General features: G+C 47.6%; 18 protein-coding genes. 8 read left to right on the top strand and 10 right to left on the bottom strand.

Features of this window, described 5'->3' with window-relative positions; genetic code table 11:
* Positions 1-41 precede the first annotated feature (41 nt).
* From HR45_RS07415 to gltB, 7 genes are all read right to left on the bottom strand, one after another.
* Positions 42-485: a hypothetical protein gene (locus HR45_RS07415; protein ID WP_156104031.1), complete on the bottom strand. Its 444-nt coding sequence runs from the start codon at positions 483-485 to the stop codon at positions 42-44.
* 95 nt (positions 486-580) lie between these two features.
* Positions 581-1048, bottom strand: a complete 468-nt coding sequence (locus HR45_RS07410) for a nuclear transport factor 2 family protein (RefSeq protein WP_037441485.1) — start codon at positions 1046-1048, stop codon at positions 581-583.
* Positions 1049-1228: 180 nt separating this feature from the next.
* Positions 1229-1609 (bottom strand): DUF2721 domain-containing protein, encoded by a 381-nt coding sequence (locus tag HR45_RS07405; protein ID WP_037441483.1) that lies wholly within the window; start codon positions 1607-1609, stop codon positions 1229-1231.
* A 72-nt stretch (positions 1610-1681) separates the two neighbouring features.
* Positions 1682-2650, bottom strand: coding sequence for a cobalamin biosynthesis protein CobD/CbiB (locus HR45_RS07400; protein ID WP_037441312.1), 969 nt, complete (start codon positions 2648-2650; stop codon positions 1682-1684).
* Positions 2651-2658: 8 nt separating this feature from the next.
* Entirely contained in the window at positions 2659-3351 is a 693-nt protein-coding gene (locus tag HR45_RS07395) for a 5'-methylthioadenosine/adenosylhomocysteine nucleosidase (RefSeq protein WP_037441310.1), read from the bottom strand.
* A gap of 140 nt (positions 3352-3491) precedes the next feature.
* On the bottom strand, positions 3492-4901 hold the full coding sequence (locus tag HR45_RS07390; RefSeq protein WP_037441481.1) for an FAD-dependent oxidoreductase: 1410 nt from the start codon (positions 4899-4901) through the stop codon (positions 3492-3494).
* Between the two features lie 7 nt (positions 4902-4908).
* A complete protein-coding gene (gene gltB / locus HR45_RS07385) occupies positions 4909-9357 on the bottom strand; it encodes a glutamate synthase large subunit (protein ID WP_037441308.1) in 4449 nt (1482 codons plus the stop codon).
* Between the two features lie 476 nt (positions 9358-9833).
* Between gltB and mnmL the strand changes: the two genes are divergently transcribed.
* The 3 genes from mnmL to oxyR all read left to right on the top strand — a co-directional run bounded on the left by mnmL (position 9834) and on the right by oxyR (position 12375).
* On the top strand, positions 9834-10745 hold the full coding sequence (gene mnmL, locus HR45_RS07380) for a tRNA modification radical SAM protein MnmL/YtqA (protein WP_037441306.1): 912 nt from the start codon (positions 9834-9836) through the stop codon (positions 10743-10745).
* 115 nt (positions 10746-10860) lie between these two features.
* Positions 10861-11226: an Hpt domain-containing protein gene (locus tag HR45_RS07375; protein ID WP_037441305.1), complete on the top strand. Its 366-nt coding sequence runs from the start codon at positions 10861-10863 to the stop codon at positions 11224-11226.
* 240 nt (positions 11227-11466) lie between these two features.
* Positions 11467-12375, top strand: a complete 909-nt coding sequence (oxyR, locus tag HR45_RS07370) for a hydrogen peroxide-inducible genes transcriptional activator OxyR (RefSeq protein WP_037441478.1) — start codon at positions 11467-11469, stop codon at positions 12373-12375.
* 52 nt (positions 12376-12427) lie between these two features.
* Here oxyR and HR45_RS07365 read toward each other — a convergent pair whose 3' ends face one another.
* From HR45_RS07365 to mutH, 3 genes are all read right to left on the bottom strand, one after another.
* Positions 12428-13522 carry a type I restriction endonuclease gene (locus tag HR45_RS07365; RefSeq protein WP_037441303.1) on the bottom strand — a complete coding sequence of 365 codons (1095 nt, stop codon included), beginning with the start codon at positions 13520-13522 and terminating at the stop codon, positions 12428-12430.
* A 206-nt stretch (positions 13523-13728) separates the two neighbouring features.
* A complete protein-coding gene (locus tag HR45_RS07360) occupies positions 13729-14802 on the bottom strand; it encodes an adenylate/guanylate cyclase domain-containing protein (protein ID WP_037441300.1) in 1074 nt (357 codons plus the stop codon).
* 119 nt (positions 14803-14921) lie between these two features.
* On the bottom strand, positions 14922-15593 hold the full coding sequence (mutH, locus tag HR45_RS07355) for a DNA mismatch repair endonuclease MutH (protein WP_037441298.1): 672 nt from the start codon (positions 15591-15593) through the stop codon (positions 14922-14924).
* A 711-nt stretch (positions 15594-16304) separates the two neighbouring features.
* On the opposite strand from mutH, the gene rppH reads away from it, so the two are divergent.
* The 5 genes from rppH to thyA are packed head-to-tail and all read left to right on the top strand — an operon-like array spanning position 16305 to position 21614.
* Entirely contained in the window at positions 16305-16826 is a 522-nt protein-coding gene (rppH, locus tag HR45_RS07350; RefSeq protein WP_037441296.1) for an RNA pyrophosphohydrolase, read from the top strand.
* 26 nt (positions 16827-16852) lie between these two features.
* On the top strand, positions 16853-19087 hold the full coding sequence (gene ptsP / locus HR45_RS07345; RefSeq protein ID WP_037441293.1) for a phosphoenolpyruvate--protein phosphotransferase: 2235 nt from the start codon (positions 16853-16855) through the stop codon (positions 19085-19087).
* Between the two features lie 57 nt (positions 19088-19144).
* Positions 19145-19945, top strand: a complete 801-nt coding sequence (locus tag HR45_RS07340) for a sulfite exporter TauE/SafE family protein (protein ID WP_037441292.1) — start codon at positions 19145-19147, stop codon at positions 19943-19945.
* 37 nt (positions 19946-19982) lie between these two features.
* Complete coding sequence (gene lgt / locus HR45_RS07335) at positions 19983-20819, top strand: prolipoprotein diacylglyceryl transferase (RefSeq protein ID WP_037441289.1); 837 nt, start codon at positions 19983-19985, stop codon at positions 20817-20819.
* Positions 20820-21614: a thymidylate synthase gene (gene thyA / locus HR45_RS07330; protein WP_037441287.1), complete on the top strand. Its 795-nt coding sequence runs from the start codon at positions 20820-20822 to the stop codon at positions 21612-21614. It begins immediately after the preceding gene.
* Positions 21615-21661: the final 47 nt, after the last annotated feature.

Below are 21661 nucleotides of genomic sequence, written 5' to 3'. Positions count from 1 at the left end.
GCCTGATGGCTTCCCTTTTGTGTTTATGGCGTTAAATATCGCTACTGGGCGTTCTTATGCTGCATCTGGCAATTATTGGTGCCGTAGAATGCATCATCCTCACAACGCCAGCTCAAGCCCGCTTTAGACACTGTCCAGCCATGAGCATGTTTATCCAATGACAATATCAGCAACAGTTGTGGATGACCATTTTTAGATGGCCGCATATTGTAGGTGATGACCTTACCATCTTGCTGGCTGGATTTGATTAATTCAAATTCGGCGCCACTATAACGTTTGCTAATTGCGGTTGGGTTTTCCGCCCAGCTGTCATTCTCCTGTGTGGCTTTTTGCAGTGCTTTATTGAATTGATTGACTGGTTGTACGGCATAAGACAGCACCATTGGTGTGTCTGAATCATCGCTACTGGGCGCAAGTGCGGCGTAAACATTGATGCTGAGGATTGTACTAATTCCGGCTAGCCACCAGAAAACACTGTGTTTCATCGAAAACTCTCGCTTGCTCATAAGCACCATCAGGACAAATTTTGCCTATTGTCCTTTTCGACCTGAGAAGCTAAGCGAAGTTCAGCAATGGGTGATTATTGTGCCGCGAGTTGATCGGACATGGTTTGATAGTCGATGTAATCGATATGCTTGTTGACCCGATGGCGGTTGACGTCTAGGTTGAGTGTCGTCACTCCGGGAATGGCCACATCGATGATTTTGCCGGGTTTACCAAACTGTTCGCCGGGCCCTTTAAAGTGGTAGTTACCTATCATCACCACCAGTGAGCCGGTATTAAACATGTGCTCGATATTGAAGTCATACTCCAATACGCCGCGGTGCGCCCGTTCAAAAAAGTCGATGATATGGCGTCCGCCCGTGTAGCTGCGACCTGCCGTGGCATCATTAAACACAGAGTCACGGCCGTAGAAGGTGGCCAGCTCATCATAATCATGGCTGGTAAGCGCTTTGATGTAACTAATCGCCAGCTGCTGTTCTTGCGGCATTTCGCTGTCATCAGCGAATACAGGAAAGGAGCACAGCAGAATCAGAATTAGCCTCAGAAAGCGCAATGTGATTGTCTCTTGTTAGAAGTTTGGTGATGAGCTATCAAGCTGGCTGTAGTCTATGACGCCGCAGCTTTTATAAGCCGCATAATGCCCTTGGTAGTGGTTCGGATCAACCCCAAAAGTGGCATCGAAGTGCGACTGTTGCATAGTTTTACAGCGGACGGCGATAAGCGTTTACAAATTGTCCATATCTTTGAGATGAATATTTAAAGCATCCACCGAAATACGGATTTCGATAACGGACAAAATCAGCGAATAAAGCAACAACAATAGACTGGCGCCGAACACCAGCGAACCGGTTTGATTAAAGCCCAAATAAATCAAAATCATGCAAAAAACACACAAGGCAAAGCTGGAAACTCCAGCTTCCTGCATGCGGCGAATAATCACAATGCGGCGGCGTAGGTTTTTAAGTTGCAAATGGGATACGCGTTTTTCACCTTCACTCAGACTGCGGATCAACGCTGCGAGCGAAAAGAAGCGATTGGTATAGGCCAGGAGTAGCAAAGAAATTGCAGGAAACAGCAGCGCTGGCGTTGTGAGTGAAATATGCATGTTTTCTAACACAGAGCACCTTCGTTGATTGATAGATTTACGATGAAAAACAGTTAGCTAGTCTAACATCGGTTAGCGCATTCGCAACAGAATCCACAAGGCTGGGATCACAAGACTGAAGCCTAACCAGCACCAGCGGCTAGTGTTCGCTAGCAACAAAGCGCGGGCAATATCTCGGCCATTGGGCAGGCGGGCAGGTCCTACTTTGGCAAGTGCGACACGCTCTCCCTGATATTTACGTGCTCCACCCAGCTCTACAGCTAATATGCCGGCGGCCAGTTGGCAAATCTGCAGGTAGCCACGCTGGGTTATCGGGTAACTTAGCAGTTGCACAAACTGTTTGATGGCTGCTGGGCCGCCTTGAATGGCTAAAGACAGACGACATGCCTGCACCGGCAACCAAAACAGTCCATGATTAATATGGCTAAGGGCAGCACTAAAATGGCGATACTGTGGATTAACCGGTGACCAGCTTTGCTCCAGTGTTTTGAGCATTACGGCTAACAACACCAACGGCACGCCACCAATCCAGTAAAACAAAATGGCGGCAATGCTACCGTAGGCTGACGAAGTGACTGCTAACTCGATGGTCGTTTTGGCTATGCCAGTTTCAGAAAGTATCTCGGTATCACGGCTGGTCCAGCGACTGAGTAAAGTACGCGCTCGCGTTTTATCGCCGACGAGCAGCGCTCTGGTTACCTGTTGAAAATCGGTTCTAGCGTGTAAGTCACGCATGCAGCAATAGAGCACGGCCAACTCAAAGAACACCGGATATGCGGCCAGTTCAAACAGAAACAGTAAAATCAGCCAAAAGGGCAGGGTGAGTAAGGTCGTCGCCAACAACCCGGCGATTTGTTGCTGTCCGGCCTGCCGGTCACTGCGGCACACCTTGCTTGCCATGCGCGCGGCTAACTCAGACAACCAATATAACGGATTAAAGCGTTGTGGCAGCGGTATGACTAACGCTGCCAACAATGCCACTGCGATCAGCGTAAATCTGATCAACAATGGCCCATCGTGACTGACAATTTGCTGCCACATTGTCGTGATTACAGGTGAGCTAACATGCCCATCACCATTTGCGCTGACTGTGCACCAGCTTTGATGATGTAAGTGTCAAAATCGACCGGAGAGTCATTGTTGGCGTTATCTGACAATGAACGAATGACCACGAACGGCGTTGCAAATTGGTGGCACACCTGTGCAATTGCAGCACCTTCCATTTCACAGGCGGCTATCGTTGGAAAGTGTTGACGCATGACGGCGGTACGGGCTGGATCGCAAATAAAACTGTCACCGGTACAGATAAGCCCTTCTATCGTTTTGACGTCACCTAAGCTGGAAATGGCATTTCGCGCGGCTTGTTTGAGCGCTTCATCTGCCTTGAATGCGGCAGGTTGCTGTGCCATTTGCCCAATTTCATAACCAAAGGCGGTGACATCTACATCGTGGTAGCGCACTTCATTAGAGATGACGATATCGCCAATAGCTAGAGAATCAACAAAGCCGCCAGCTGAACCGGTATTAATCACAGCATCAACATTAAAGTGTTCAATCACCATAGTGGTTGCCATCGCGGCAGCAACTTTGCCGATACCTGAGCGGGTGATAACCACTTGCTTACCAGCCAATTCACCTTCAACAAATTCAATACCCGCAATGGTGCTAGTCTTGGCTGCCGTAGTTGCGTTAATCAGTTGCACAACTTCGGGTTCCATTGCGCCAATAATGCCAATTTTCATCAAAAAACCTTTCCAAAAAACGATGCTGCTAATGGGCGCCAACTATAGCACAGTTGGCTGATTGCACTTATAAAAAAGCGCACACCTGAAACTCAGGGTGCGCATAAAAGGTTCGACTAATTCGAGAGAAGAAATAAAAATTAGTCGTCGAGGTAATTCAGGATCCCCAGTGCTGCATCACGCCCTTCAGCGATAGCGGTAACTACTAAGTCTGAACCTCTGACCATATCCCCGCCAGCAAACACTTTAGGGTTGCTGGTTTGGAATGGATTCTCACTCGCCTTAGGGGCGATAACACGGTTCCACTGATCAAGCTTAATATCAAAATCAGCAAACCAGCTCGCGGGGCTTGGTTGGAAACCAAAGGCGATAATAATGGCATCAGCTTCAAGGACTTGCTCGCTGCCGACAATGGCTTCGGCGCGGCGGCGGCCACTCTCATCCGCTTCACCCATTTGAGTTTCTACGCATTCGATGCCGACAACCTTTCCAGCCTCAGTTTTAATGGCTGTTGGCTGGCGGTTGAACAGAAACTCAACGCCTTCTTCGCGCGCGTTTTTCACTTCACGGCGTGAACCCGGCATGTTTTCTTCGTCACGACGGTAAGCACAGGTAACGGAGGTCGCACCTTGGCGAACTGCGGTTCTCACACAGTCCATCGCGGTATCACCGCCACCCAACACGACGACACGTTTGTCCTTCAAGTTGATGTAAGGCGTGGTGCTATCTGTCTCACCGAGTAGTGATTGCGTGTTGCCGATCAGGTAAGGCAAGGCTTGAATAACGCCGTCAGCATCTTCGCCTTCGAGGTTGGCCTTCATCGCGGTGTAGGTACCCATACCCAGGAACACTGCATCGTAGTCTTCAACCAACTGCTTAAAGTCGATGTCTTTACCTATTTCAATGCCAAGGCGGAACTCAACGCCCATGCCTTCCATTACCGTACGGCGAGTTTGCATCACGGCTTTATCGAGCTTGAACGATGGAATACCGTAAGTTAACAGGCCGCCAATCTGCTGGTTTTTGTCAAACACAACAGGGGTTACGCCATTACGTGCCAAAATATCCGCACAGCCGAGTCCGGCAGGACCTGCACCGATAATCGCTACTCTTTCAGGGCGCGGCGTCACATTGGACAAATCTGGGCGCCAGCCCTGAGCAATCGCCGTGTCAGTAATATATTTCTCAACATTACCAATCGTTACCGCGCCAAACTCAGCGTTAAGCGTGCATGAACCTTCACACAGACGGTCTTGCGGACATACACGACCACACACTTCTGGCAGGGTATTGGTTTCGTGAACAAGGTCGGCCGCTTCCATAATACGTCCTTGCTTGGCCAGACTCAGCCAGTTCGGAATGTAGTTATGTAACGGACAGCGCCATTCACAATATGGGTTGCCGCAATCAAGGCAGCGATCAGATTGTTCGTTAACCTGCTGCTGTGAAAACGGTTGATAAATTTCGATAAACTGGCTTTTGCGCTTTTCAATTGCCTGCTTATCTGGGTCGACACGGCCGACCTCAATAAATTGAAAATTGTTACTCATTACCATCTTACCCCGCTTTTACCGACAGCTCTGGAGTTGGATTCTGCACTTTGAGCAGATCCGCAGCCGCTATGTTTTTCGGCTTCACCAGTACGAAACAATCCAGCCAGTTTTCAAAGTCATGCAAAATGGCTTTGGCGTGTTCGCTGCCAGTTTCGGCGACATGTTGTTCGATCAGACCGCGTAAGTGTTGTTGGTGGATAGGGGCTTCGACCTTCATGATTTCCACCATTTCCTGGTTAACGCGACGGGCAAACTTACCAAATTGGTCAAAGACGTAGGCGAAACCACCGGTCATACCTGCACCAAAGTTCACCCCAGTTGTGCCCAATACCACGACGATACCGCCAGTCATATATTCGCAACCGTTGTCACCGAGACCTTCAACCACCGCCAGTGCACCCGAGTTACGCACGCCGAAACGTTCACCCGCACGACCTGCTGCAAACAGCTTGCCGCCAGTTGCGCCGTACAGGCAGGTGTTGCCGATAATCGAACTGCGTTCTGTTTTAAAGGCACTGCCATGTGGTGGGTGGATGGTCAATTTACCGCCAGACATACCTTTGCCGACATAGTCGTTGGCATCGCCGCAGAGCGTCATGTCCAGCCCTTCGTTGTTCCAGACACCAAAGCTTTGTCCGGCACTGCCGTTGAAGCGAATGTTGATTGGCTGCGGACAGCCTTTCACGCCCCATTTGCTGGCAATGTAGCCAGACAAGGCTGCGCCCACTGAACGGTCGGTATTGCTGATGTTAAAGCAGGCATCAAAGCCTTCGCCTTTATCAACGAGTTCGCCGCATTTCGCCACTAACTCTTGGTTCAGTTCGCCTTTATCGGCGGTAATGTTGGCTTCTTTCCAAGTGAGCGCGGTAGTGGATTTCACGATCGGACGATGAAGGATCGGCGTCAAATCCAAGCCACGTTGCTTGTCGGTTTCACCTTCAAGCAGTTGCAGCCATTCGCTACGACCAACCAAGTCTTCAAAGCGGCTGACACCGAGTTTCGCCATCCATTCGCGTACATCACGTGCCACAAACTGGAAGTAGGTCATCACACGTTCTGGTAAACCGTGGTAGTGCTTTTCACGCAGATTGCTGTCTTGCGTTGCAACACCGGTGGCACAGTTGTTCAGGTGACAAATACGCAGGTAACGGCAACCTAAGGCGATCATAGGTACGGTACCAAAGCCAAAGCTTTCAGCACCGAGCAGTGCCGCCTTAATGACGTCAGTCCCCGTTTTTAAGCCACCGTCCACTTGTAAACGGATCTTATGGCGTAGACCATTTTCCACCAAGGCTTGATGTACTTCGGCTAAACCTAGTTCCCAAGGGCTACCCGCATATTTCACTGAGGTCAGCGGACTCGCACCGGTACCACCGTCGTTACCGGCAACAGTGATCATGTCGGCATAAGCTTTCGCGACACCAGTCGCAATCGTGCCGATACCCGGCTCAGATACCAGCTTGACTGATACCATGGCTTTCGGGTTGATCTGTTTCAGATCGAAAATCAACTGTGCTAGATCTTCAATCGAGTAGATATCGTGATGTGGCGGTGGCGAAATCAAGGTGACGCCGGGACGCGCATAACGTAGTGACGCAATTTCAACGCTGACCTTATGGCCTGGCAATTGACCGCCTTCACCTGGCTTGGCACCTTGAGCGACCTTAATCTGTAACACATCGGCATTAACCAGATAGTGCGCCGTTACGCCAAAGCGGCCAGAGGCAATCTGTTTGATACGAGAGTTACGTTCGGTATTGAAGCGACGCGCATCTTCGCCACCTTCACCAGAGTTAGAGCGACCACCTAAACGGTTCATCGCGATGGCTAATGCCTCGTGAGCCTCTGGGCTTAGCGCACCAATACTCATTGCTGCAGTATCAAAGCGTGGGTAGAGGGTGTTATCCGCTTCTACTTTATCGACATCGATAGCTGGCAGGTCACTCTTAATGGCCATCAAATCACGGAACGTCGCCACTGGACGTTGGTCCACTAACTTGGCGAACTTTTGATAATCGGCGTAATTCTCTGTTGCCAGCGATGACTGCAGGGTGTTGACCACATCAGGGTTAAAGGCGTGATATTCTCCGCCTTCAACATATTTCAGCAGGCCACCTTGCGGTAATGGCAGATGTGCACGGAAGGCTGTCTTTGCCAGCTTTTGCTGATCGGCTTCAATACCTTTGAAGCCCACGCCTTGCACGCGGCTGACAACGCCTTTAAAGCATTGGTCAACCACTTCATCTGCCAAACCAATCGCTTCAAACAGCTGACTGCAACGGTAAGACGCCACGGTCGAAATGCCCATTTTGGACATAATCTTACGCAGGCCTTTCTCGATACCTTGACGGTAGTTAAGCATTAGCCCAACCATATCGTCTTGGCCGTAGCTTGGCGCCATGCCAGAGATTGTTTCGTATACCAAGTATGGGTAGATAGCGGTCGCACCAAAGCCCAGCAATACCGCGAAGTGGTGCGGATCGCGCACGGCGCCGGTTTCTACAATGATATTGGTATCGCAGCGAAGTTGCTTGTTCACCAGCATCTGCTGCACAGAACCTACCGCCATTGCCATCGGCACGACTAACTTGTCTTTACCAATATTGCGGTCAGACAGCACGATAAGCGTGGTGCCAGTGCTGGCATAACGTTCAGCTTCTTCAGTGATACGTACAGTCGCCGCTTGCAGTCCTTCTTCAGCACTGTAGCTTAAGTCGATGATGCTGGCTTTGTAGTTGTCGCTGTCCAACTGTAATAGCTGGTTAAAATCGCTGTACAACAACACGGGTGAGTTGAACATAACGCGATAGGCATGACCTGTGGTTTCATTGAACATGTTCTGTTCTTTACCGATACAGGTTGCCAGCGACATTACGTGTTTTTCACGCAGCGGATCAATTGGAGGGTTGGTTACCTGCGCAAATTTTTGACGGAAATAGTCGAAAATCGAGCGCTGTTTACCGGAGAGCACAGCCATTGGCGTGTCATCACCCATAGAGCCAATCGCTTCTTCACCGCGGCTCGCCATTACCCAGATCACTTGTTCAAGCTCTTCACGGGTATAACCAAAATACTTTTGGTATTGAAGCAATTTGTCTGACGGGAATTCACTTACGCCCAGTTGTTCCACTGGTAGTTGCTCAGCAGGCGTCAGCATACGGCTGTTTTTCGACATCCATTCTTTGTAAGGATGGCGACGTTTCAGGTCATTATCGATTTCAAATGACTGGAACAAACGACCACTTAAGGTATCGAGGACTAACAGCTCACCTGGCCCTACGCGGCCCTTTTCTACCACCTCATCCGGTTGGTAATCCCAAATTCCCACTTCTGACGCTAGCGTAATGATACGGTCTTTGGTCACGACGTAACGCGAAGGACGCAGACCGTTACGGTCTACCGCACAGGCGGCGTAGCGACCATTGGTCATTACGATACCGGCTGGGCCATCCCAAGGCTCCATATGCATGGAGTTAAAGTCATAGAAGGCTTTTAGCTCTTCATCCATCTCTGGATTACTTTGCCAAGCGGGTGGAATAAGCAAACGCATCGCTCGGTATAAGTCCATGCCACCCGCGAGCAGCATTTCCAGCATGTTATCAAGCGAAGATGAGTCAGAACCGGTTTCATTCACAAATGGCGCAGCTTGCTGCAAGTCAGGCAGCAGCGGCGAGCTAAATTTGTAGGCACGAGCACGCGCCCATTGACGGTTACCGGTAATGGTATTGATTTCACCATTGTGCGCCAAAAAGCGGAATGGTTGCGCTAATGGCCATTTAGGTGAGGTGTTAGTTGAAAAACGTTGGTGAAACAGACAGATAGCACTCTGTAAACGCAGATCCGCTAGGTCTGAGTAAAATGCCGGCAAATCCGCCGGCATCATCAATCCTTTATAAACGATGACCTGGCCGGACAAACTCGCCACATAGAAATCTTTATCTTTAGCAAGCTGCTGCTCAATACGGCGACGCGCCATATAAAGACGTCGTTCAACGTCACGCTCACGCCAACCGACCGGTGCATTTACTAATACTTGCCAGATGTCCGGTAAACTGGATTTACCGATTTCCCCCAATACATCTGGATTGACCGGCACTTGGCGCCAGCCTGCGATGCTGAGCATCTCTTTTTCTAGTTCTTGTTCTATCAGCGTTTTGGCGGCTTGAGCCAGCTCTTGATTTTGGCTGAGGAACAACATGCCCACGGCAAACTGCCGACTAAGATGCCAGCCTTCTTCTTCAGCGATGGCTTCAAAAAAACTGCGTGGCATTTGCATAAGCAAGCCACAGCCATCACCTGTGCGTCCGTCTGAAGCAATCCCACCGCGATGTTTCATGCGATCTAAACCGTGAATCGCTGTTCGCACAATACGGTGACTCGCTTCACCGTCCATCTGTGCAATCAAGCCAAATCCACAGTTTTCCCGCTCAAAACTGGGATGATACAAACTCATACAAACCCCCCAAAAACGTCGACAACATGAATCTGAATAGATTGCTGTCTATAGATATGCACCCGAACCAATCAAATTATCCTGAGAGTCTTCAAAGGTCAAACCAAAAGATTGCATATATTCAATTCAAATAAGGTGATTTTATAAATATTTTTTAATTATATTCCGTTAACGTAAACTGAAAAAAGTGACGTATAACATTATGAATAAAAAGAAATTTATAAAATCATTAAAAGATTTAATACTAAAGCGTAACATTTTTGACGCAAAAATTTATTGAACTGAGTGCTGTTTTTTTGAGCTGCTTATTTTTGTGTAAATAATCGAAAAATGTGACTAACTATTCAGTTGTGGGTAGCGGGTGGCAGGTATGGAGATGTTGTCTGACAATGGCATAAACATTGATTTAGCACATACAAATATGCGGCCAGAGCTTATACCATGCGCGTTTTCTGCTAAGCCGTCAGAGTGGTGTCATGGGTCTGGATGATTTTGTGTTTACTTTAGGTCGCTATTGCCAGCAACATTTCGGTCAACGCGTACAGAAGTTAACACTAGACGCTAAATTCACCTGTCCTAACCGGGACGGCACGCTTGGTCGCGGCGGCTGTACTTTCTGCAATGTGGCATCATTTAGCCACGAGCCAAGTACGCAGCTCAGCATAGCGGATCAACTGACAGGTGGTAAACAGCGTTTACGCGCCAAAGCCGATAAATTCTTAGCTTACTTCCAAGCCTACACCAGCACTTATGAAGAGTACGCGCTACTCAAGCAACGCTATGATGAAGCATTGCAAGTGGCGGACTTAGTGGGTTTATGTGTTGGTACGCGGCCGGACTGTGTTCCTGATTCCGTGTTGGCGCTGCTTGCGGATTATCAGCAGCAAGGCTATGAGGTTTGGCTAGAGCTCGGATTACAAACGGCCAATAATGACTCACTCAAACGGATTAATCGTGGTCATGACTACGCCGCTTACCATGATGCGGTAATGCGGGCACGGAAATTGGGCTTAAAGGTCTGTACCCATCTTATATTTGGCTTGCCCGGCGAAACCCTCAATGATCATCAGCAAACCTTAGCCAGAGTACTCGATAGTGGGGTTGATGGGCTGAAACTGCATCCTTTGCACATCGTTGACGGCAGCACCATGGCCAAAGCATGGCGCGCTGGTCGCTTAGTGCCGCCTACCTTAGATGAGTATGTCACCAGTGCGACAGATATTATTCGCCGCACACCAAATGATGTGGTATTTCATCGCGTTACAGCATATACCAAACCCCCGATGTTGTTAGCGCCACAATGGTGTGCCAGTCGTTGGACCGGACTGGTCGGCATTGTAGATAATCTGGCCGAGTTTGGTGGGCAAGGTTCTCTGCTAAGCATTTGATTGTTAAATCCATGTAACGTGCAGACAAAAAGTGATCCTGTAAGCTGAACAGCGGTTGCGCCTAGGCGTTAAGCAGGTATTATGTGGTTAGTTTTTTAATGCAAGGAGTGCCTCAATGGCAAACGGCGATTTGGATTCAGTCCTCGATCTTAATACTCTGGAACAATATTGCAGTGCAATTGGAGCAGGCACATTGTTGCGTAGTGTTGTGTTGTTTGAGAAATTGCTGCCAGAGTATTTGGCCAATCTCAAATCAGCTTATGACGCGGGTGATAACGAGGTATTGTGTTCCGAAGCGCACAAGTTTAAAGGCGCTGCTGGATCTGTTGGGCTGAAACGAGTGCATCATTTAGCGCAGTCTCTGCAACATGGCGAAGACCCATCGTGGGCTGAACACCATGCTGAGTGGCTACAGCAGATACTCGCTTTGATAGAAGGTGACTTGGCAACATTAAAAAGTTTCCTCGAAGCTAAAGCGTAAATTTCGCGCGATAAACTCCCTTCCGAAAAGTGACGCTAGATGCGTCACTTTTTGTTTCTCCGCTTCTAATGTCCGGTTCTTATCTGTTTTTTCATTAAAACTCTGTTCTTTTATCGTCATCATCGTTTAAAGTGAAATTTCTGAAAGATAAATTTGATAATGGTTCTGGCGTTATCTGCTCGATTTTTGTATTGTGGTATTGTATTACAATTTGAGGGTAGACAATTGGTGTCTAAAACAATGAAACATTTGCCCAGCCTTAAAAATCTTTATTACCTGGTGAACTTGCATCAGGAACAGAATTTCAACCGAGCAGCCAAACTCTGTCATGTGAGTCAGTCAACGCTGTCGAGCGGCATTCAGAATCTGGAAGAGCAGTTGGGGTATCAACTGATTGAACGCGACCATAAGTCATTTATGTTCACGGCGACCGGTGAAGAAGTCGTGCAGCGAGCGTTGAAAATTTTGACGGATGTTGACGACTTAGTGGAGCTCGTCAAAAACCAGGGCGAACCAATGACCGGTGAAATCCGTTTAGGATGTATTCCGACTATTGCGCCATTCTTGCTCAGCCGAGTTGTCAAGCAATGCCAAAAAAGCTATCCCAAGCTTAGTCTGCTACTCAAAGAAGACACTACCGAGCGATTGCTGGCATCCTTAGGTAAAGGTGAGCTCGATTTGTTGCTGCTGGCATTGCCTGCTGATGTCTCTGGTTTCCACAGTATGAAAGTCGGCGTCGATCCATTCAAAATGGTGATCCACAAAGACTTGGCTGCTGATGTACATCAGCCGATTGACTATCATGCGCTGCCAGATGAAAGTATCTTTTTGCTGCAAAGTGAACACTGTATTACTGGTCACGCAATTAGCGCCTGTCAGTTAAGTGATAGTGCTAAGGTAAACCCATTTGCAGCAACCAGCCTGCATACCTTAGTGCAGATGGTAAACAGTAAATTGGGTACCACCTTCCTACCGCAAATGGCGATTGATGCTGGCATCTTAAAAGATACCGATTTGTCGGTGATGACCCCGCCGGGCGACGCACCTTATCGTGAAATCGGCATTGTCTGGCGTCAAACGACCAGCCGCATTATGACCTTCCGCACGTTGGGATTAGAAATCCAAAAGCTGTTGAAACAAGAAGATTAGTAAAGAAAAAAGCCGCTAACAGCGGCTTTTTTAACGCTTAATCACCGATACGTTAATTAACTTCGACATAGTGTTTGGTACTGTCTAGCAAATCATCTGCGATTCGATATATATCATCAATCGAGTCAATCTGTAATCTTGTTTCATTTTTTGAAGGGTCAAAGATGCCGACGTACTTAGTGGACTTACCATTGAAGTGGAGTCTACAAAGAGGCTTTCGATTGTTGTCATCAAGTAAAACACCGAAGTAACTTTGAGTATCACGTGGGACAATTCTATTCACATCGAATTGAGCTCTTAAGATAGCTTTAACCACGTTGAAGGCATCGACTTCTTCCTGCGTGGTTTCAATTTTTGATTCTCTCGATGAAGCTTCTGCTTCTGATGGTGAGTTTTCTGACGCAGACAGCTGAGATTGTTCATCTCCTTCCTGAGACGAGAGTGCGTTTTTTAGACGATCATTGACGCTGTCGCTGAGAAATTGCTTCAAAGCCTTCTTAACAATTACCGTAAATTGCTGCTTAACTTTAGGCGACAAAACACCATCATAAACGTGTGATGCAAGGAATTTTACTAACTCCTCTTCGGGTTCTTGAAACTGCTTCTCAAGCAGTCTCTTTATAGCTGAAAGGTACTTCAATTCTCCAGCAGCTCCGACAACGGATTCAACATCAAAGGCTTGCTTTGTGAGCTTTTTCACCTCTGGAACGATGTGTTCATCAACATCTAATAGTTCCAAAACTAGGAATGGTTTTTCATCCATTTTGTTGGGTGCGTCTAAGTCTGTAAAAAGCTGATATTCGTGGCCGTTGGTTAATATGGCTATTCGAGCATTAGTTACTGAAAAATAGCGGAAAAGTTGTGCAGCATGCTTAAGATTCAATTTTTCTCCGAATCGCTTACATTCAATTAAGATCTGCACCGCACCATCTTTTAAAATTGCGTAATCAACTTTTTCGCCCTTCTTGGTTGCAGTATCTGCAGTAAATTCCGGTACCACTTCTGTCGGCTCGAAAATGTCATAGCCGAGGACATTGTGAAGAAACGGCATGACTAAGGCATTTTTGGTAGCTTCTTCAGTTTCCAGTGAAATTCCTATCTGCTTTGCCTTTTTAGAAAGCGACTGGAGATGTTCGGCAAAATCCATTTGTTCTGTCCCTGTAAGCGGATGGTTTGATTCAATTTAACCTTATTTGATGGAAAAACAGCCAGATACTTCACAGTTTCCTGAATCTATGTTGCCGAATTGTTAGTTGTGAGTGCGTAGGACTTGTTGTTGGTGTTTTTGGGGAGGAATAATGTAATGGTAAATAAGGGGATTTTAAGGTTTTATTCAATAAGCTTATAACTTTATCAACCTTGCTTAGGCTTTACGCCATACACCTCAATAGAGTGTTGTTTACCTTTAAGTTTTACCGGCCCAAGATTAGTGAGTTGATATTCGCTGTGGTTATTTTCGAGTCGTGACACCAGCGCGCCCGAAAGCAACATACGTTGTCCAAGTGGATTACATTGGTCTTGTAGTCGCGCCAAGGTGTTGATGACATCGCTAAAGAAGCTAATCTCTTGCTTTTGTACGCCGACGACTGCCGCTACAACTTGTCCACAGTGGGCCGCTGCTTTGAATTTAGGCACAAATCCATAATGCTCTTCAAAATAGCGGCGCTGCCAGTTGAGCTGTTGGCTGAACTCAAAATAGATGTTCATACAGCGATCATGCTTAACGCCTTTCTCTAGTGGCCAATGGATCAGCACTGCATCGCCCATATAGCGGTAGATTTCCGCTTCGTTGTTGTTCACGGTTTCGGTCAACAGGCTAAAGCAGTCTTGGATCAAACGGCTGAAACGATAGTCGCCCAGCGATTCTGCATGGGTGGTCGAGGCCACCATATCGAGGTACATGAACAGTCGTTGTTCATAACGTGGCTTATGGTATTTGCCCATACCGATATTGAGCAAAATACGTGGCCCTACTAACAATGCCATCTGTTCAATAAACGCTAACCCCACTCGCACCACAACGAGGTAAACAATTAGCGCCTGAAATGACGGACTATAAAGAATATGCACCGTCAGCATTTGCCGAAGCGTCGCAATATGGTTTTCCAGTGCCCACATGTTGAGATATTGGGTCATGTAGGCGAGGGTGGTGGCGCCTAATAGCAAAAACAAGCCTTTAAAGATGACCGAGAAGATATAGGGCAGGCGGTTAATGGCACTGAAATCGGCGATGAGATTCGACATCCAGTGGAGGCTGCCAAAGATCACCCCAAGATAGATGGCGAGTGTGGCAAAGTCGCCGGGGCTGACTGCCCATTGTGGGACTTCGAGGGTTTGGGAATAGCGGAAAAATACAAAAGCCGACATTGCCCCAGTCCAGGCCAGAATGGCAAACAATAGTTTTTTAGCCTGTACTTGAGCTCTCACGAAAAATATCTTGCCTGCGCTTACACCCCATCCCAAGGAGCGCTAGTTTATAGATATAACCCTATAGTTTCCAGTGATATGTGTGATCTACATCAACTCAGCGTCAACTCTTTGGCTGCTCAACCGAAATAATTCCGCAAAATTTCGGCTGTGAATTGGGTCTTCAAATAGAAGCCGCGCGGGTTGGTCATTTGCAGACTGCCATCTTCGGCAATGCTTGTTGTCATGGCTTTACTGTTAGCCGCTTTGGGGCGCAGTTGCAGAACTTCCCCATGGCGCGCTGTTATCTGAGAAACTTTGCCAAGGCTAATGAGCTCCATTATCTCTTCCCAGTCTTGTTGCAGTTGCGATAGCTGCTTGGCATTTGGCTGCCACAAAATGGGCATTCCCACATGGCGTTCTCCAATGGGAATATGGCGCTCACCTTCTACCGGGATCCACAGCACGCGCTGTAACTTATGATAAACAAGGCTCTGCTCCCAACGCATACCGGTTACATCAGATAGTGGGGCCACGCAAACATATGTTGTTTCTAATGGTAAGCCGGCCGCATTCAAGGGAATACTTTTTAGCTCAACACCCAAATGCAGGAAATCCTGCTCGGGTTTCGAGCCAGCTTCAGCACCAAGTGCAGCTTCAAATAGTTGACCTACCCAACCTTTATCTCGGCGTAAATCCTGTGGCACCTTGATTGATAGCTGTGCAGCTATTTCAGCCAAAGTTAACCCTGCAAGGCCTTCTGCTCGTTGCATCAGTTGTTCAACGCTGGTGGGAGGTGAAACCTGATTCATCTGCTTTTGCCATTAAATAGAGGTAAATGTGGATAGAATTAGTTGCGGTTAAAAAAACGACAGCGCAGTTTTGCACAGTAATTAGAACTCGCAATAGCTAACTATTACTATGAATTTTATAGATAAATTTTATCGATGTATATTGAGATAAAACGTTTTACCTTTTTACTCTCTGGATTCCCCCTCTTTGCCAACAAGGTTATCAACAGTTTTATGGGATAACCGTCTTGAGACCAAATGGTGTGACTGATACCACATCATACTCGCGGCCTTGTAATCAAAACGTAGCATTTTTATTTAGTAAATCGATAAAAGTTTTTAATTCTTATCACTCGTGGATGTTGATAACTTGATTAAGTTGCGAGTTGTTGAATTTATCGACAGTGCGGCGTAAAACAGTGGCGGAAAAGTTGTTACTCCCATGTAAGTTTAATAGAATCAGTTACTTATTATTATTTTGTGTTCGCATTAAATCTGGCCGAATTGATGGCTTTTCCGACTTTTTCCAGAGTATTCGCTAGTTGCAAACATAGATATCCACAGTTTTTGTGGATAGATGGACGAAACTATCGTTAAAAAGTGAATAACTTTAAAAATGAGTGAAAAGTATTCACTTAATGGCAGGAAAATTCAGGCACAGTTGGTAATTGCCGCTTGGCGGCGTTTGTGAAACAATCAATCCATTAATCTTGCTCGATTTTTGGAGTCCATGTGATTGATAGCGATGGTTTTCGCGCTAATGTGGGCATAATTATTTGTAATAAGATCGGTCAGGTGATGTGGGCCAGAAGGTATGGGCAGCATTCCTGGCAATTTCCCCAAGGGGGAGTGGATGATGGCGAGACCGCTGAACAAGCGATGTATCGAGAATTATTCGAAGAAGTTGGGCTGCTGCCTGAGCATGTTCAAATTCTGACATCAACCCGATCTTGGCTACGCTATAAATTGCCGAAGCGCCTCGTACGACAGGATAGTAAGCCGGTTTGTATTGGCCAAAAACAAAAGTGGTTTCTACTGCAATTAAAGTCACAAGACAATGCGGTAAATCTTAACGCATGTGGTCATCCAGAATTTGATGACTGGCGTTGGGTAAGTTATTGGTACCCGGTGCGACAAGTTGTCTCGTTCAAACGCGATGTATACCGCAAAGTGATGAAGGAGTTTGCTGCGACTACTTTGGCGATGCAGCATCGTGAACCACGACGGCGAAATCGTAATCGCCATAATCGCTAGTTTTATTCGAGAGTCAGGGGGACCCGTTGTTAAGCACGCTCAGGGATATTACACAGGCAGTTGCTGGGGCTAAAGATTTAGACGCAGCGTTGGAATTGCTGGTGAAGCAAATCAAGTTGGCAATGGCCACTGAATGCTGTTCTATCTATGTTCTTGATGAGCATGAGTTGGTGTTGTCTGCAACGGACGGTCTAAAACCTGAATCTGTCGGGCAAGTTAGAATGCCGCTTTCTGAAGGCTTGGTCGGCTTAGTGGCTGAGCGTGAAGAAGCAATAAATTTGCCCGATGCTCGTCAGCATCCCCGCTTTAAACTCTTCCCAGAAGCGGCAGAAGAAGAGTATCGCGCTTTTCTCGCGGTTCCCATCATTTACCAAAAGCAACTGCTCGGCGTAATTGTTGTGCAGCAGGCGAGTTCGCGTCAATTTAACGAAGGCGAAGAAGCTTTTTTAATGACGTTGGCGGCACAGTTGGCGATGGCGGTACGGGGACTCAAACAGAAGTCAGTGGTGCAACACCGTCGTCAGCAAGTGCTGTTTAGTGGAACACCTGCCTCCAATGGTATCGCGATTGCTAACGCTTTAGTTTTAGGCGGCGATATTTCGCTTGAGCAACCTGAGCAAAGAAGTGCCGATGTCGCTCTTGAAATGGAGCGTATCGTGCAGGCGATTGCACGATGTCGCAACAATCTCGCAAATCTGGCCCAACGGTTTGACCGCGAGCAAGATCAAGAAGTTGTCGCTATCTTCTCGGCATTGCAATTGTTATTGGAAGACTCCAGTCTCGGTGGGGAATATCTGCGCGAAGTCGAAGATGGCTGGCAAGCTGAGGCGGCTGTTAGCCGCGTATCACTGCGCTACATTAAGCAGTTCCAGATGATGGAAGATGCGTACTTAAAAGAGCGCGCTAGTGATATTCGTGAGTTAGGCACTAAAGTCCTCCGGCAACTTATTGAGCCGGGGCAGCTCGGACTCGATTCGGACCGACCTGTCATTCTGGTGACCAAAGAAGCTGACACCACGCTGCTCGCTGAATTTCCTAAAGGTAAGCTAGTTGGGATTGTGACCGAATTAGGCGGCGTCAATTCCCATGCGGCTATTTTGGCGCGCGCGATGGGGATCCCGGCGTTGACTGGCGTACAACAGGTATTGTCTGCCAATCTGCATCGTAAATTACTGGTGCTTAATGCTACTCGTGGTAGCTTGATGGTATCGCCATCTCCGGCGGTGATCAGCGAATTCAGATTGTTGATGAATGCTGAGAAGGCGCTGCAACGGCAATATGTGCATGAACTGCATTTGCCCGCCGAAACCTTGGATGGACAGCGAGTTAAGCTTTACCTCAATGCTGGGCTACTCAGCGGCCTTGAGTCAGAAATTGCCGATGGCTCTGATGGAATTGGCCTGTACCGCACTGAAATCCCGTTTATGTTGCAACAGCGCTTTCCGAGTGAGTCGGAACAGATCACTGTCTATAAGCAAGTATTTAACGCCGCTAGCGGCCGTCCGGTGACTATGCGGTCATTGGACGTCGGCGGCGATAAGCCATTGCCATATTTCCCTATCAAAGAGGAAAACCCTTTCCTTGGCTGGCGCGGTATTCGCTTATCGTTAGATCATCCAGAGCTGTTTTTGGTGCAGATCCGCGCCATGTTGCAAGCTAACGGCGCTGGCGATCAACTGAGTGTGTTATTACCTATGGTGAGCAATCTCGAAGAGATTGACCACGCCTTGGAATACTTTGAACAAGCTTATCAAGAGTTAAAAGCTGATGTTGATCCTAATTTAAGCCGGCCTAGGGTGGGCATCATGTTAGAGGTGCCAGTCCTGCTGTTTCAGTTGGAAGAGGTCGCTAAACGGGTCGATTTTATCTCGGTCGGTAGTAACGACTTAACTCAATATCTGCTGGCTGTCGATCGCAACAACCCGCGGGTTACCTCATTGTTTGACAGTTACCATCCTGGCGTGTTGCGCTCACTTAAAAGTGCACACGAGCAATGTGTGGCATACGGATTAGAAAGCAGTGTCTGTGGCGAAATGGCGGGTGAGCCTGCCGGTGCTTTGCTGTTAGCTGCAATGGGGTATCGCCATCTGAGTATGAACCAGGGGAGTTTGGCGCGGATTAACTATCTACTGCGCCGCGTAAGCCTTGAAGAACTTAAATCGCTGCTGGACGTAGCGCTGACTAAACGTAGTGGACAGGATGTACGTGAGTTATTGCGTGAGTATCTAGCACAAAAAGATTTAGCAGCCATTTTAAACTAATGCGCTGTAACTGAGTTATTAACCTAACTAGGATGCCGATATCACGGCACACATCACATGGAACTTCTACTGTTATTTGCTGTTTGTGCGGTGCTTGGCTCTGTTGTGGGCTTTTCAGCAGGCTTACTGGGGATTGGTGGCGGATTGATTGCGGTTCCCGCATTACTCTATATTTTACCTTGGGCTAACGTACCCGCCGAATCGATTCCTCATGTTGCAATCGCGACCTCTCTTTCAGCGATTATCCTCACTTCCTTTTCGTCCGCCAGAGCTCATCATCAGCGGGGCAATATTGATTGGTCTTTGTTTTTACCTATGTTGCCGGGTACTGCGGTTGGCGCACTGTGTTCAGGATTTATTGCTGAACTTATTTCCGGTGATGACCTCAAAAAAGGGTTCGCAGTGTTCGTCATTCTGATGTCTATCAATATGGCGTATCCGGTGAAGCCCAAAGCGGAAGGGCGTAAGTTACCGCCGTTCCCGGTGCTGTTTATCGCATCAGCAGTAATAGCAGTGCTTTCTGCATTGATGGGCATTGGCGGTGGCACGCTGATGGTGCCATTTCTTTGTTTCTGCGGACTTGAAATGAAAAAAGCGGTGGGTTTTTCTTCAGCTAACGGGCTGATCATCGCACTGTGGGGCAGTTTAGGGTATGTTATCGCCGGCTGGGATATTCAGGGAATGCCGTCCGGTTCGTTCGGTTATATCTATCTGCCAGCGTTGGCAGGAATTGTCGCTACCTCGATGTTGATTGCCCCGTTAGGAGCGAAAGCCGCGAGTACTTGGCCCACAGCTGTGCTGAAAAAGATATTTGCCGCATTGCTGTTAGTTGTCGGGCTAAAACTTATTTTAAGTTAACGACTTATCACACATACACCAGGAATTACAAAATACTATGGCATTGCAGTTTCCTGATATTGACCCAATTATCGTCAAGTTTGGTCCGTTTGATATCTTCGGCCATTCGTTTGAACCAGCATTACGTTGGTATGGTTTTATGTATTTGGTTGGCTTTATTGCGGCAATGGTGCTGCTCAATCGTAAGGCTGACCGCAGTAACGGCATTTGGAATCGAGAGCAGGTATCAGATCTGCTGTTTTACAGTTTCCTTGGTGTCATCCTTGGTGGACGTATCGGTTATGTGCTGGTTTACCACTTTGACTACTTTCTGGCAGATCCGCTTTATCTATTCAAAATTACCGAAGGTGGCATGTCGTTCCACGGTGGTTTGGTTGGTGTGATCCTCGCCATGCTATTTATCGCTGTGCGGCAAAAACGTAGTTTTTGGGCCGTATCTGATATGGTGGCACCAGTGGTGCCTATTGGCCTTGGTGCCGGGCGTATTGGTAACTTCATCAACGGTGAATTGTGGGGGCGAACCACTGATGTGCCTTGGGGAATGGTGTTTCCCAACGGCGGGCCATTGCCGCGTCATCCATCACAGCTGTACCAGTTTGCGCTAGAAGGCGTAGTGCTATTTCTGTTGCTTTATTGGTTTAGTAAGCGCACTTCAAAAGCAGGCGCTGTGTCAGGGATGTTTTTGCTTGGATATGGTATTTTCCGCTGCGTGGCAGAGTTAGTCCGCCAACCAGATGCACAGATGGGCTATTACTGGCTAGGGTTGACCATGGGGCAGATTCTGTCGATCCCGATGATCCTGTTTGGTCTCTACCTGATTTTTAGAAAAGATAAACATATTGCCGCGATTAAGCCGGTGAAAGGAAAGCAATAAATGCGTCAATACCTTGATTTAATGCAGCATGTGCTAGATAACGGTACCGTGAAATCTGACCGGACTGGCACAGGTACTCGCTCGGTATTTGGTTACCAAATGCGCTTTGATTTGAGTAAAGGTTTTCCGCTGGTTACCACGAAGAAATGCCACTTACGTTCAATCATCCATGAACTGTTATGGTTTTTGCAGGGCGATACCAATATTGCTTACTTGAAAGAACATAATGTCTCTATTTGGGACGAGTGGGCGGATGAAAATGGTGATTTAGGCCCAGTGTATGGCGCGCAATGGCGCAGCTGGCCCACTCCTGATGGGCAGCACATCGACCAAATTACCCAAGTGATTGAGCAGATTAAACAACAGCCGGATTCGCGTCGCTTAATTGTGTCGGCGTGGAACGTTGCTGAACTGGATAAAATGGCTTTGGCACCTTGCCATGCGTTTTTCCAGTTCTATGTCGCCGACGGCAAGCTCTCTTGTCAACTATACCAACGCAGTTGTGATATTTTCCTTGGTCTGCCATTTAATATTGCAAGTTATGCTTTGCTTACCATGATGGTCGCGCAGCAATGCGATTTGGCATTAGGCGAGTTTGTGTGGACTGGTGGTGACACGCATCTGTATTCCAACCACTTAGAGCAAACCGCCTTGCAATTGACCCGTGAACCGCGGGCATTGCCAACGATGACGATTTTGCGCAAGCCTGACTCTATCTTTGACTATCGCTTCGAAGATTTTGAGCTCAGTGGTTATGACCCACATCCTCACATCAAAGCCCCGGTTGCTATCTAATTTCCCGCTATAAAATGCCAGTTAACTCGGAAATTTCGAGTTAACTG

The organism is Shewanella mangrovi, assembly GCF_000753795.1.
Taxonomy (GTDB): Bacteria; Pseudomonadota; Gammaproteobacteria; order Enterobacterales; family Shewanellaceae; genus Shewanella; species Shewanella mangrovi.
This window is presented reverse-complemented; position numbering and strand designations above follow the sequence as displayed.